At 28.7% G+C, this 13,926-nt stretch carries 16 protein-coding genes and 1 pseudogene; 10 read left to right on the forward strand and 7 right to left on the reverse strand.

Annotated elements, in window-relative coordinates; translation table 11 throughout:
* Positions 1-30: 30 nt before the first annotated feature.
* The 4 genes from BR66_RS0101610 (at position 31) to scpB (ending at position 3,722) form a co-directional block, all read left to right on the forward strand.
* Positions 31-846 (forward strand): purine-nucleoside phosphorylase, encoded by an 816-nt coding sequence (locus BR66_RS0101610; protein WP_026881353.1) that lies wholly within the window; start codon positions 31-33, stop codon positions 844-846.
* Between the two features lie 254 nt (positions 847-1,100).
* A complete protein-coding gene (locus BR66_RS0101615; protein ID WP_026881354.1) occupies positions 1,101-2,300 on the forward strand; it encodes a D-alanyl-D-alanine carboxypeptidase family protein in 1,200 nt (399 codons plus the stop codon).
* Positions 2,301-2,380: 80 nt separating this feature from the next.
* Positions 2,381-3,139: a segregation/condensation protein A gene (locus BR66_RS0101620; protein WP_026881355.1), complete on the forward strand. Its 759-nt coding sequence runs from the start codon at positions 2,381-2,383 to the stop codon at positions 3,137-3,139.
* The gene (gene scpB / locus BR66_RS0101625; protein ID WP_026881356.1) at positions 3,126-3,722 is read left to right on the forward strand and encodes an SMC-Scp complex subunit ScpB; all 597 of its coding nucleotides are present in this window, start codon (positions 3,126-3,128) and stop codon (positions 3,720-3,722) included. The genes BR66_RS0101620 and scpB overlap by 14 nt, the downstream gene beginning before the upstream one ends.
* Positions 3,723-3,787: 65 nt before the next feature.
* On the opposite strand, the gene ytfJ is transcribed toward scpB, so the two are convergent.
* Together ytfJ and BR66_RS26745 are read right to left on the reverse strand one after the other, a co-directional pair.
* A complete protein-coding gene (gene ytfJ, locus BR66_RS0101630; protein WP_026881357.1) occupies positions 3,788-4,252 on the reverse strand; it encodes a GerW family sporulation protein in 465 nt (154 codons plus the stop codon).
* Positions 4,233-4,892 carry a DUF2953 domain-containing protein gene (locus BR66_RS26745; RefSeq protein ID WP_084156242.1) on the reverse strand — a complete coding sequence of 220 codons (660 nt, stop codon included), beginning with the start codon at positions 4,890-4,892 and terminating at the stop codon, positions 4,233-4,235. Before BR66_RS26745 ends, ytfJ begins: the two co-directional genes overlap by 20 nt.
* Before the next feature lie 93 nt (positions 4,893-4,985).
* On the opposite strand from BR66_RS26745, the gene BR66_RS0101640 reads away from it, so the two are divergent.
* Entirely contained in the window at positions 4,986-6,065 is a 1,080-nt protein-coding gene (locus tag BR66_RS0101640) for a D-alanyl-D-alanine carboxypeptidase family protein (protein ID WP_026881358.1), read from the forward strand.
* A 92-nt stretch (positions 6,066-6,157) separates the two neighbouring features.
* On the opposite strand, the gene BR66_RS0101645 is transcribed toward BR66_RS0101640, so the two are convergent.
* Positions 6,158-7,324, reverse strand: coding sequence for an MFS transporter (locus tag BR66_RS0101645; protein WP_026881359.1), 1,167 nt, complete (start codon positions 7,322-7,324; stop codon positions 6,158-6,160).
* 221 nt (positions 7,325-7,545) lie between these two features.
* Between BR66_RS0101645 and BR66_RS25485 the strand changes: the two genes are divergently transcribed.
* From BR66_RS25485 to BR66_RS0101670, 5 genes are all read left to right on the forward strand, one after another.
* Positions 7,546-7,686 carry a hypothetical protein gene (locus tag BR66_RS25485; protein ID WP_156946204.1) on the forward strand — a complete coding sequence of 47 codons (141 nt, stop codon included), beginning with the start codon at positions 7,546-7,548 and terminating at the stop codon, positions 7,684-7,686.
* A gap of 11 nt (positions 7,687-7,697) precedes the next feature.
* The gene (locus BR66_RS25490; RefSeq protein WP_156946205.1) at positions 7,698-7,868 is read left to right on the forward strand and encodes a hypothetical protein; all 171 of its coding nucleotides are present in this window, start codon (positions 7,698-7,700) and stop codon (positions 7,866-7,868) included.
* Between the two features lie 292 nt (positions 7,869-8,160).
* Positions 8,161-8,667 carry a LiaI-LiaF-like domain-containing protein gene (locus tag BR66_RS0101660; RefSeq protein ID WP_026881360.1) on the forward strand — a complete coding sequence of 169 codons (507 nt, stop codon included), beginning with the start codon at positions 8,161-8,163 and terminating at the stop codon, positions 8,665-8,667.
* On the forward strand, positions 8,668-9,951 hold the full coding sequence (locus BR66_RS0101665; protein ID WP_026881361.1) for a hypothetical protein: 1,284 nt from the start codon (positions 8,668-8,670) through the stop codon (positions 9,949-9,951).
* An 89-nt stretch (positions 9,952-10,040) separates the two neighbouring features.
* A complete protein-coding gene (locus tag BR66_RS0101670; RefSeq protein WP_026881362.1) occupies positions 10,041-10,721 on the forward strand; it encodes an MgtC/SapB family protein in 681 nt (226 codons plus the stop codon).
* Positions 10,722-10,837: 116 nt separating this feature from the next.
* Here BR66_RS0101670 and BR66_RS0101675 read toward each other — a convergent pair.
* The 4 genes and pseudogenes from BR66_RS0101675 to BR66_RS25045 form a co-directional block, all read right to left on the reverse strand.
* Positions 10,838-11,134: pseudogene (locus BR66_RS0101675) on the reverse strand (FAD-dependent oxidoreductase); the annotation flags it as partial.
* Positions 11,088-12,776 (reverse strand): recombinase family protein, encoded by a 1,689-nt coding sequence (locus tag BR66_RS22825; RefSeq protein ID WP_084156244.1) that lies wholly within the window; start codon positions 12,774-12,776, stop codon positions 11,088-11,090. The pseudogene BR66_RS0101675 and the gene BR66_RS22825, both read right to left, overlap by 47 nt.
* A 33-nt stretch (positions 12,777-12,809) precedes the next feature.
* A complete protein-coding gene (locus BR66_RS0101685) occupies positions 12,810-13,274 on the reverse strand; it encodes an ImmA/IrrE family metallo-endopeptidase (RefSeq protein WP_242841084.1) in 465 nt (154 codons plus the stop codon).
* A gap of 34 nt (positions 13,275-13,308) precedes the next feature.
* The gene (locus tag BR66_RS25045; protein WP_084156248.1) at positions 13,309-13,761 is read right to left on the reverse strand and encodes a helix-turn-helix domain-containing protein; all 453 of its coding nucleotides are present in this window, start codon (positions 13,759-13,761) and stop codon (positions 13,309-13,311) included.
* Positions 13,762-13,926 lie beyond the last annotated feature (165 nt).

Here is a 13,926-nt window from a genome sequence, read left to right on the forward strand (position 1 = left end):
TTAAGGAAGACAACTAAAGGAGGAATTTTAATGGAATTAACTAAAATTGTTGAAAGTTATAACTATGTAAAATCAAAGATGAATCAGGTGCCAGAGATAGGTATAATTTTAGGATCTGGTCTAGGCGAATTAGCAGATCTTCTAGAAGAAAAGATTATTATAAAATATGGTGATGTACCCAATATGCCAACATCAACAGTTAAAGGACATGCAGGACAGTTTGTTAGTGGAAAATTACATGGGAAAAATGTAATTATGATGCAAGGAAGATTTCATTATTATGAAGGTAATCCAATGGAATTATTGTCATTACCTGTATATATAATGGAAAAGTTAGGAGTTAAAAAATTAATTGTAACAAATGCAGCTGGAGGAATTAATACAAGTTTTGTACCTGGAGATCTTATGATAATAAATGATCATATTAATTTTGCATTTAATAATCCTCTTATAGGTACTAATGATGAAGAAATTGGAACAAGATTTCCTGATATGTCAAATGCTTATGATAAAGATTTAATTAATATTGCTAAAGAAGTCTCTAAAGGATATGGAATTGGAGCAAAAGAAGGCGTTTATTTAATGATGACAGGTCCAAACTATGAAACACCTGCAGAAATAAGGATGGCAAGAATATTGGGTGGAGATGCTGTTGGTATGTCAACTGTACCGGAAGTTATCGCAGCTGTTCATTGTGGAATTAAGGTTCTAGGAATATCATGTATAACTAATATGGCAGCAGGTATTCTTGACAAGCCATTAAATCATATTGAAGTAATGGAAACCTCAAATATGGTTAAAGATAAATTTAAAAAATTTGTTATAAATATAGTTGCAAAGATGTAAAAAACAAATAATTATTATGATACTTTTTAAATCAGTTAGGACAAACATAAAAAATAAAATATATCCATAAAACTATGGTATATGCAAAAGTATAAAGAAAAAGTGCTAATTAATAGCACTTTTTTTACGTTATATTTATATATTTGCTAAATATTAATAGCAAATTATAAGGCTATTTTTGCTTAATTAGGTGATAATCTTCTGCAAGCTGGGTAAAAATAAGTTTGTAAAATATATTAGAGAAGGTGAGTCACATGATTAGTAAAAGCAAAGTGTTATGTAATATATTGTGTTCATTTTTAATATGTAGCCTTTTTGTTAGTCCATCACCAAAGGCGGCAGAGATTGAAGAGAATAGTAAAAAAGGTGAAGAAACATCCGGAATTAATGTGGATGCTAAATCTGCGTTATTAATTGAACCTACATCCGGCAAAATAATTTATGATAAAAACTCCCACCAAAAGTTTGCACCAGCATCAGTAACAAAAATAATGACAATGCTAATCACTATGGAAAATATTGATGCTAAAAAAATAAAATTAAGTGATAAAGTTACAATTAGTGAAAATTCCAAGAAAATGGGTGGAAGTTCCATGATATTAGAAACAGGGGAAATAAGAACTGTAGAGGAACTTTTAAAAGGTATTGCAATTGCATCAGGAAATGATGCGGCGGTAGCTATATCTGAATATTTGGGTGGAAGCGAAGAAAATTTTGCTAAAATGATGAATGAAAGGGCAAAAGAACTTGGCATGAAGGATACCCATTTTGTAAACTGTACTGGTCTTAGTGCAAAAGATCATTATAGTAGTGCTTATGACATTGCGATTATGTCCCAAGAATTGTTAAAACACCCACAAATATTAAAATATTCAGGAACATATATGGAAACAATAAGTGAGGGTAGAAAGACTCCCATTGGGCTTGTAAATCATAATAAGCTAGTTAGATTTTATAAGGGTTGTGATGGATTAAAAACTGGATTTACTGATGAAGCCAAGTATTGCATTTCTGCAACTGCATTAAAGGATGGAGTTAGAATAATAGCTGTAATTATGGGTGCGCCTACGTATAAAGTAAGAAATAGGGACGCAGGAGCGCTTATGACATATGGCCTTTCAAAGTTTGAAAATAAAAAGGTAGTTGAAAAGGATAATCCTATTGAGAAGGTAAATCTGAATAAAAAAGGAGATAAATTTTTTTTGGCAAAATCCAGTGGAAATTTAAACTTAATTGTTGAAAAGGGTAGTAATATAAAGGTGGATCGTAAATGTACTTATTTTGAGAATAAGCATGGTTTTAAAAAAGATTCTAAAATAGGATTTTGCGAATTTTATCAAGATGGCAAAGTATGTGGTAAGGTTGAACTATATTGCGATAGAGATGTGAAAAAAGAGGGTATTCTAGAGTATTTTAAATATAATATCGGACGTGTGTTTGATAATGCAATATAAATAATATGTCTTTGAGCCTATATATATGTTAAAATATATATAGGCTTTTGCTAATTATAAATAGCTTTAGGAGAGATTTTATGCCGCTAAATATTAAAATAGAAAATTTTGAAGGACCATTTGATTTATTGTTGCATCTAATTAAGAAAAATAAAATGGATATATATGATATAAAGATATATGATATTACATCTCAATATTTAGAACATATAAAGGTTATGAAAAAATTTGATTTAGAAGTTGCTTCTGAATTTATTGTAATAGCAGCAAACTTAGTGGAAATTAAATCAAAACTTTTGTTACCAAAAAGCAAAAATGAAAGTGAGGATGAAGAAGAAAAGGATCCAAGACTTGAGCTTGTATCTAAACTTTTAGAGTATAAGAAGTATAAACAGGTATCTGGTTTTCTAAAGGCAAGGGAAACAGATGCAGGGGTGGTATATACAAAAAAACCTGAAATTATAGATGATTCAAACGAAAATAAAAATTTTGCTCTAGATTTGATAAAGGGAATTACCATGATAGATTTATTCATTTTATACGATAAAATTATGAATAGATTTATAAGCAAAACCAATACGGAAAATGTTATATCAAAACAAATTTCTATTGATAAATTTAGGGTTGAAGATAAGATGGAAGAATTATTATTTTATTTTAATTCAAAGGATAGAATGTATTTTTCAAAAATAAAAAATCAGTGCGAAAACAAGATAGAGGTAGTGGTAACATTTTTGGCTTTGTTAGAGCTTATAAAATTAAGAGATGTTAAAGTAATTCAACAATTAAATTTTAGGGAAATTTTTATAGAAAGGATTTTTAAGGATGGGGAAAATTAATGCAAGACAATTTGAGCAAAAAGAAGTTATTAGCAAATTGAAATATTTTTCAATAATTGAATCATTATTATATGTAAGTGGTGAACCATTAAAGATTAAAAACATTGCATCAATAATAAACATGGAACTTGATTATACCAGTGATTTGTTAAGTGAGATGACACTTACATATGTAAATGAAGGAAGAGGAATTAAGTTAATTTGTATTAATGACGAATACCAATTTGTAACAAAATCAGAGAATAGTAGCTACATACAAAAAATATTAAGGACAAACAATAGGCAATCTTTATCACAAGCAGCGTTAGAATCTTTAGCCATAATAACATATAAACAACCAGTTACAAGGATTCAAATTGATGAAATACGGGGAGTGAAATCTGATAGCGCAATTCTAACCTTGCAGGAAAAAAATTTAATAAAGGAAAGTGGCAGGCTAGAAGCACCAGGAAGACCTATATTGTATAGTACTACGGAAGAATTTTTAAGGTATTTTGATTTAAGCAATTTAGGTGATCTACCAGAGTTAGATAATATTTTAAATGAAATGGAAGATAACAAGGAGAAGGCTTCAGATAATTAATAAAAAAAGGTATGACATTGAAAATAACAAAATATATTTCAGTGGCACACCTTTTTTAATGATAACTAATCAGTTTTAAATTTCTCAGCAGCATTTTTCACTTCATCTTTATTTGTTGTATCCGGCTGGGTATTATGTTTTTCCAAAGAGTCTTTTATGAGTTCCATTATTTGCGGCAAGGTATCAATCATTTTCTCATAACTGTTATGAGAGTCTACAGAAAGAAGTCTTACAGAGTCTGGTCTTATTACTAAAAATGCCACAGGTTTAACCGAGACTCCAGCTCCAGAACCACCTCCAAAGGGAAATTTATCTGTCTTATTTTCTTTGCTCTCTTTATTTTCATTATGCTTTATATTTGAAAATTCAGTTCCACCTGATGCAAAACCAAAGGAAACTTTTGAAATAGGAAGTATTAGTGTACCATCCTTAGATTCAATGGGATCTCCAATAATAGTATTTACATCTATCATATCTCGAATATTTTCCATTGTGCTAGTCATTAATGTCTCAATTGGGTGATTTTCCATAATTGTTCCTCCTCATTATGTTAAGTTTAATTCTAATTTTTGTATCTTTAAGTAAACGAAACAGGATTAATATAACTATATATATAGTATTTGCTATACTTATTTTTAATATACTTTTAATATTCAAATCTACACACTTATTTTGAAAATCAGGAGTTATAGAAAAATGATAATCTCTTATATTAAAAATTTTACCCAAAATCGAATAAATTAAAGATGGCAAATTATTAAGTAAACCAAACAGTATGGCAGTTTCTTCCGCATCTTCAAAACCAAATTTAAAAATATATGTTAATTTCAATTTTGGTTTTAATGGGTAATGTTTTAACCTAATAAAGGTATTTTTAAAAAAAGTAGAATAATAATTTATTTTACCAATATAATCTTCACTTTTTATTTCATGAGTAGCTTTTTTTGTTACTCTTTTTTTTAATAAAATTTTTCTTCCATAAAGGAATAAATGCACATTATTATTATAATAATGTACTTGAAAATATAAGGGTATAGGTAAAAAAAAGATTAAAATTATTGCAAGAATAATGAATAAAAAAAACATATAAAGTCCTCCAATTTTACGAACTATTACATATTCTAACCAAAAATATATTTTAAAATCATATTTTAAAAGCAAGGTAGACATATAAAATATTATGTCTACCTTTTAAATGTAAACCAATTGGATATAATTTTTTTTATTACAAATAATAAGGTTAAGCAAAAGAGAGGTGAAATTATGATTAAAAAAAAGACAATAAGTATTATATTACTTACATTATTTATTATTAATATACTAACAAATATGGTTTATGCAAAAAGCATAGATGTAGATGCAAAGGCAGCTATAGTTATGGATAGCAAAAGTAAAATAGTTTTATTTGAAAAAAATTCAGAAATGATAATACCCATGGCAAGTACAACGAAAATTATGACTGCACTGGTTGCTTTAAAATATGGAAATCTTGATAAAAAAGTCACTATATCTAAAAATGCTGTATCCATCAGGGGATCTAAAGTTGGATATAAAGCTAATGAAAACATTACGATGAAAGAACTTTTGTATGGGTTAATGTTTAGATCGGGAAATGATGCAGCAATTGCAATAGCAGAAGATGTAGGTGGTAGCGTTCAGGGTTTTGCAAAGATCATGAATGAATATGCTATATCTATAGGTGCAATCAATTCTCATTTTGAAACTCCACATGGACTTGACAGCGAGGGACATTACTGTACTGCTTATGATTTAGCATTAATAACTGCAAAGGCCAAGGAAAACAAATTATTTAATGAAATAGTTGGATGTAAAGATGCAGATGGTAATGCAATGGGTTTTTCAAGGAGTTATCATAATATAAATAAAATACTCAATGAAATACCAAAAGCAAATGGGGTTAAAACTGGTTTTACAGGAAAGGCAGGAAAATGTCTTGTTACATCTGTAGATATTAATGGACATGATGTTATATTTGTAGTGCTAAATTGTACGCCTAGATGGAAGGAGACCATTAAATTATATAAATATGTATCAGAAAATTTTTCATATAAAAAGCTTTATTCTAAAAATCAAACAGTTGATGAAGTTGTTGTTTCGAAAAAAAAGTTGCGATTGGTTACGGACAAAGATATAGTTCTACCATTTGAAAATAATAAGCAGTACAAAGTGAAAATGTCTTTGCCAAAAGAAATTCAAAAGCCTGTTAGAGAACATGAAATACTTGGCAAGTTAGAATTATTTAATGAAAATAAACTTATCTATGATGTACCTTTAGAAGCAAAAAATAAAGTTGACAATAAAAAATGGTTTTTTCTTAAATGAAAGTTTTATCAGAGTTAGGAAGACTAAAAAAATAGTGATATAAGTATATTTGTATAAACAAATCTACTTATATCACTAAATACTATTAATAATTATGAAGGATTCTGATCTAATTGCTTTCTAAATTTAGAAAATAAATAAAGAGCGGAAACCACTATTATGTAAAAGTAAAATACAATTTGTATTATAAATACGTATGTAACGTTAATTTCACCTGCGAACCCGATTAGGTAAGTTAAAAATGTAGCACCAAGATTATTAAAAATGGTGATTATGGAATTAGTAGCAGGTATGTAGTGTTTATCTACATGCTGGATAAGATATCCTTGAAGTGCTGGATATATTAAAGAGATAGTTATGCCAATAATTGCAATACCAACAAGTGCCTGAATTTTAGTTTTACCGGAAAGAATTACAAAAATTCCTAATATAGTTATTATGGGCGAAATAGCCAAAAACCTTAATTGACCTACTTTTTCTAAAACTTTATCCCCAAATGTTCTTCCTAATGTAAATAAAATCCAAAATCCTAAAAGAATATTTGGTACTTCAGTTCTGCTAAGTCCATAATAGTGCTCAAGGAAAGTTCCAGTCCAATTGGTTGTGGAGATTTCAGCTCCAACATAGAAAAATATTGCAATGGAAAGTAGTAAAACCAAAGGATTTTTCAGCATTGAAAATGCATTCTTATTTTCAGCGTTATTTTCAACTGGAGCAATATCTTTGATTTTAGTTGCAAGAAGTAAAAATAAAATTATAAATACTATATGAATGGAGTAAGTATAATTAAAATTTATTCCGTTTCCTAAAACAAACCTGTCTATAGGTAGAATTACGATTCCACCCAAACCAAAACAGGCATTTGCAAGACTGAATTTTTGATATTGTTTTGGAAGTAGTGATAACAGAGTGCTTAAAATCAATGATGTCATTCCTACTGCTAGTCCAGCAATAAAATACCCAACTAAAAGTACGCAAAATGAATGTGAAAATAATATCACAATACTCGCCAAAATTGCAAAAGAAAAACCAAGGTATAAACCTTTTTTAAGACCAATTGCGGGCATAAGTCTAGCACCTAGTATACTCATAATAAATGAAGCACAGTAAACTACTGATGGGAGCATAGCAATAATACTGTTAGAAACATTATAAGTGTTTTTTATTGTGGTGATAAATGGTGACAATGTGTTTGAAAATAGTGATAGAAAAAAGAAACCTAGAAAAATAATGATCATGTTTTTGAAATTTTTGTTCATGTTGTCCTCCTGTCAAAAATTAAATAACTTAGTAACCCATAATACCAAATTAAATTATAATAAAAACCCCAATATAGCATATAACAACACTTTATTATAACATAGATTATAGGTGCTGCAAGTTAATATTTTTTTCAATATGTATAAATAAATGATAAATTGGTAATATATACAACATGATATAAATTTATCATGTTGTATATAGAAGATGGAGTGGTTAAATGAAATATTTAATTGTTTTTGTTTGCTTAGCATTTATATTCATGATTTTATCACTTTGCAGGATAGCTGGTGAGTCAGATGAAAAGATAGAAAAGATGATGGATAAGGGAAAATCAAAAAAGAATAAAGAAGATAAATGAGAGGTACGGAGTTGATGAAAGTAGGAAGTATTGTCCAATTGCAAGATAATAATGAATGGAATGGTTTTTATGGAGTAGTTAAGTATATAAAAGGTGAAACCGCATATGTATTTTGCACATTAAATCCATGCTATTTATACAAAGTTGAAAAGGCTAATCAGATATTGCTCATAGATGATTAGCTAGGTGAAACAAATAAGGGTAAGATGAAAATAAAAAAATTAACATAAACTAAATATTACCATAACATTCAAAGGTTAATATATAAAATATAGATTACCCCTTATTTTTCTAGACATCAGTTTTACTGGTGTTTTTTTTTTTACTAAATTGAGGTATAATGAAATATATAACATTTTTACATAATGGTGTGAACAAAGGTGCTTAGAAGACTCTGTTATACAATAATTGTGGAGGAAAAATAAGAATTAAATTAATTAATAAACTATTAAATTTTATTTAGTGAGGTGTGAAATGGAGAAAAGAGGATCTTCAGCAGGTATAATCTTAATAATTATTGGCGTTCTTGTATTATTAAACAGGATATTTAATCTAAATTTTATAACCATGAGCAACTTTTGGCCATTATTTGTATTAATACCAGGCTTGTTTTTTGAAGCTGGATATTTTGTAACAAGAAGGGACCCAGGTCTTTTGGTTCCTGGAGGTATTCTTACAACTATAGGATTATTATTTTTCTTTGAAGTCTCTACTGGCTGGCAATTTGCAGCGGATACTTGGCCTATATATCCATTGGCTGTTGCAATTGGGTTATTTCAATTATACCTATTTGGGTACCGACAAAGGGGTTTACTGATTCCCGTATTTATTTTAGGAGGTATTTCTTTAATCTCTTTTACAATTATCATAATGGGTGGAATGTTTTTATGGTTTAATGGAAATATAATAGTGTCAGCTTTGTTTATATTGGCTGGAATAATCATATTATTTAATAATATAAGAAGGAAGAAAACTGATTAGATGGGGATATATAGATTTTCATTGAAGATGCTACGGACAAATCTAAAGCAGAGCGTTTTATATATACTAGCTATAATGCTGCCGACAACGATTATAGTAAATCTTTTAAATATAATGACCAATAGGCATTTCCTATCAGTTAAAGGCAATCAGGGAGATATACCATCGGATATAATATTTTTTTTGGTACTTCTTGTATGTACATTTACATTTTATGCAAATTCCTATTTTGTTACTGGAAAATCAAAGGAAATGGCCATTGCAGAATTAGGCGGTATATGGCCAAGTAAATTAGCAAGGATGTTACTTTTCCAAAATGCTATTATAGAAATAATAGGGGGAGCCTTGGGAATAATTATTGGCATAATATTAATGCCAGGTTTCCTTTCACTTATGTATATGACACTTGGGATAAATGGAAGTTTATTCACAATATCAATTCAGGGAATATGGGGAACTATAGCAATTTTGTTATTGCAACTTTCATATGTGAGCCTAGGAGATTATGGATATGTTTCTAGTAGAGAAATTTTAGATTTAATAAGTGGAGATAAAAAAGTTCGTTCTATTGACATAAGGACCGTAAAGCTAAATTCAAATATATATCTTATCACTTATTTTATTCCAATAATCTCTTTATTTATAAGCCCATGGTTTGTCGATGTCTCTTTTGTTGTATTCTTAAATATATTCTTTACTGTTTTTGGGATTCAGGGGATTTTAAGATATTACATTCCAGATAAAATATTGGAGTTAAAGAAGGAAAAATATATAAATGACAAGATAAAATTGATATCACTAAGTAATTTATATATATCATTAAAGCAACTAAAATTTATAATTATGACTTTAGCTGTTACTGTAGAAATACTCTTGTGCATAATGGGAGTGTTTAAAAGCTCACCCCAAATAAAGATAGTATGCATATGTTCATATAGTACTGTTATAATATTGATTGCAGTAAGTATTATTTATAAAACTATGCTTGAGACTGATAATAAAATACATGAATTTAGGCAGTTAGGTCTAATTGGATACACTACAGCACAAAGTAAAAAAATCGTGACGCAGGAATTTGCAATAGTTTATACTATAACTATTGGGGTGCCATTATTTCATATTTTGATTTTTCTTATTTTATTCAAAAACAGTGGTGTTTTATCTATGGAATTAACTGCAATATTGTTATTAATATTTATGCTTACGTTTTTAATTACAGGAATAGCGTCATATAATCTATACAAAAAATCAGTACTTAAAAGCAATTCATATAGATTTTTGTAATATGCCTAGATAAGCTAGCAGTCAAGTTAGATATAACTAATTGTATTATATGGTATAATGTAAGGTGAAATTAATAATGAGGAGAAATTATGTCAGGAAATTTTATAATACAATTAGAATATTTATTAAGACTTTTGATTGCTGGAGCATGTGGATCAGCTATTGGTTATGAGAGGAAAAATAGAATGAAAGAGGCGGGTATCCGTACACATTTTATTGTTGCTATAGGAGCAACACTCATAATGATTGTTTCAAAATATGGATTTCAGGATCAAATTGGATGGCAAAACATATCCATTGATCCATCACGTATTGCGGCACAAGTTGTAACCGGCGTTGGATTTCTTGGAGCAGGTATAATTTTCATGAAAAAACAAAGTATTAGAGGACTTACAACAGCGGCAGGGATTTGGGCTACAGCAGGCATAGGACTAGCTATAGGCTCAGGGCTATATATTGTTGGTTTAGAAGCTACAATTATTATTATACTTGGGCAAATATTATTACATGGTAAAATCAAATGTTTAGCTTCTACAATAACAGTTATGATAAATTTGCAAATTTTGGATGAGCCAGGAGCTGTGAGGAACATAAAAAAAATCTTTGAAAATGAAAAAATAACTGTTATCAATTTCATGACCAAAAATAATAAAGAAGATTCTAAATTACTTGATTTAAAAATTGTAATAAGAGAAAATGAATCATTTAATAATATGGAATTAATATGTGTATTACAAGAAAATCCAGTTGTAAAATCCGTAGAACTTTAAGCGATATTGAATAAAATAATATGTGATTTTCAAGTTAAATAAATATTTAAGTATAAAGAGCTACATAAAGGAAATTATATCCTTTGTGTAGCTCTTTATATTTTAAAAGTTAACAATTATATTAGCTTTTCACTTAAAATATTAGTTAAATTCAATCTTTCAACTTTTTGCTTAATTTCAGCTATATCAGTAGTGTATAAGCCAAGCTTCTGCATACGTTTAAAATATTCAGCACCTGCAAAAGTATATCTATTTCGTCTTCCTTCTGTTGTCATCATCTTATAATTTGCATAGGCAATAATGTCACCTGTGCAAAGGGACCTAGGTAAAATTAATGGTGGAATTCCAAGAACATAGCGGGTTGCGTTATGCCCAGCAAGTGAACCGGTAACTATTGCTTCTGCTTGCATTACTAAAGTGCAACAATTGATTAATAATTAATTGTCGTGTCTTTAATTTTTTTTTACGCATACCCCATAAGGTAATGTCTATGTTACCAGTATCACCATCCCATGTAACTTCATCTAATATACTATTTAAAATAAGCTTTTTCTCTTCAATGTCAAATATGTCAATCACAGAAATTTTTTTTAGTAATTCAAGCATTATATCAATATTCATATCAATTTTAAGAGTTTGATTATTTGTATTTTTCAGATTTTCATTAGATGAACTTAATGACTTAATTTCTTTGTCCAGAGCTTCAATCTTAGGAATCACATATTCACTAACATTAGGATTTATAGAAAGTTGCTCAACTAAATTTTGAATCTGAATTTTTTTGTTCTTTATGGTTTTTATTGTATTTTTAATTTCAAAGGATGTTGTATCAGGTGTAGCGAGATTTTCTTTAAACTCATTAAGTTCTTTTAAAATCAAGCCTTCATCAGAGGAAATTTCTTTTAATTTTTCAATTAATATTTTCTCAAGTTCATCTGTACGAACGTTAGAATTATCACATCTAACATTTCCACTTGCTTCTTTTAAAGAACATTTATAATAAAAAAATTTCAAACCATCCTTATTTGTTCTACCATGTATGATTTTCATTGGACTACCACATTTATAACACTTTAATATTCCTGTTAATAGGGCATTATTTGTCTTGCCCATTCGGGGAGCTTTATCCTTATTTGTAGCTAAGATATTTTGAACTTTTAGCCATGTATCGGATTGAATAATGCCTGAATGTTTTGAGACAGCTGCAATCCATTCATCTGTATCTCTAAACGCCTTTGTACCTTTTTTCTTATTATAAGTTAAAATACCATGTTTTTTGTCTGCATTACCAGCAATATTAATACCTTGGTTTTTAAGGAAAGATAAAACTCTATTATCGGCTTTTACATATACGGGATTTGTTAAGATATCTTGAACAGTACGCTTATTCCAAATCGTATTGCCAGTTTTACTTTTAATCAAGTTTTGTGTTAGATATTTTGTAACTTGACTTAATGATTTTAATTCTAAATATTTGTTAAAAACAAGATTAACTACTTTTAGTTCTTCACTTTTAGGAGATAATTTAAACATTTTTTTTTCATTCATTTCACTGTCAAAGTAGGATATAGCTTCGCTTTTAAAGCCTAGAGGGGTTTGCCCACCAAGCCATCGTCCTGTTTTTGCAAGTTCAAGCATATTATCTCTAACTCTTTCGGCAATGGTTTCACGTTCAAGTTGAGCAAATACTGAAGCTATGTACATCATTGCTCTTCCCATAGGAGTTGTAGTGTCAAATTGTTCTCTAATGCTTATAAATCCTATGCCTACATCTTCTAGCTCATTAATCAAATTAGAAAAGTCAGCTATATTTCTACTTATACGATCTAATCTATAACAAATTAGAGTATCAAATTTCTTATCTCGAGCATCATTTAAAAGTTTTTGGAAATTTGGTCTATCTAGATTTTTACCAGAGAAGCCTTCATCTTCGTAAATTATAAATTCTTTTATATTTAAATTTGATGCATAATTTTTACACAGTTCAATCTGATTTTCTATAGATTCACCTTTACCAGTGAACTTACTTTTTCTGCTATAAATTGCAGCTTTCAAATCAATTTCTCCCTTCATATTATTAGAATTTAACTATATTTCATAATCTTTATCCAGATTATACTTATATTTAATTAGTTGTATTGGTACGTTATAATAAGATGATAATTGTTCTAAATTCATATATCTACACTCAAAACTTATTTCATTTGGTAGTAGCAGTATCGCAGCAAATTTATCGGCTTCAATTTCATATCTATTTTTTATTTGTAATTGATTTTCAATGAAAAATCCTATTGATAAGTCAGTGTGCAAAATTGCATGACCTAATTCATGAGCACATACATATTTAGATTCAGGATAATTTAATTTATTATGTATATGGATTATTTCATAATTGGTAGAAGTTCTTTGAAAAAAACCTTTTATTTCATTACCGAGATTACTTCTTATTACTTTTATATTCAAACAATCACAAATTTCAAATGGGTCACTTGTAATGTATGTATCAAATATCCCAAGTATTATTTCCTCCAAATATTTATTTGAATTAATCACAAAATCCCCCCCAAAAAAAAGAAATTCCTGAGAATTATTTAGCTGTATTTTTATCTGCATCTGTATCTTTATCTTTAATTTTATCATGGTTCTGTTGCTGTTCTGCGTAAGCTAAGCCCATTTTAATTGCATTTGCTAAAGCAATTTTGCTTTCGGCTGAAAGTAATTGTCCGTTTAACATTAAGCCAGGTTGTGAAATAATAATTTCCATGGCTTCTTTAACATCTGTGATGTTAGAAGTTGAATTCTTGTTTTTCTTAGAATCAATATTATTTACTTTATCTCCAAGAGTACTTTCTTGTAAAAATTCGCTAGGAGGAACACCAAGTACTGTTGCTAAAATTTTTAATTTTTCTATACTTGGAGTACGTCGTTCATTTTCAATATCGGATATAAAAGATAGAGAAATTCCACTTTTTTCTGACAGCTCTTTCAATGTAAGTTTTTGTTCAGATCTAAGTTCACGCAATTTTTCAGATATTTTCATTAAATTTACCTCCTGTATAATATATAATTATTATAGTTTTTTACGCTATCAGTGTAAAAGGTTGCATTAAACGTAAATCGGTAAAAAAACGAGAAATATGCCACTAGAGTAAGAATATCTCTTTTAATCGTAACATTTGGCATGATAACGTAAAATATTAATTGA

The organism is Clostridium akagii DSM 12554, assembly GCF_000686725.1.
In the GTDB taxonomy this organism is placed as follows: domain Bacteria; phylum Bacillota; class Clostridia; order Clostridiales; family Clostridiaceae; genus Clostridium_I; species Clostridium_I akagii.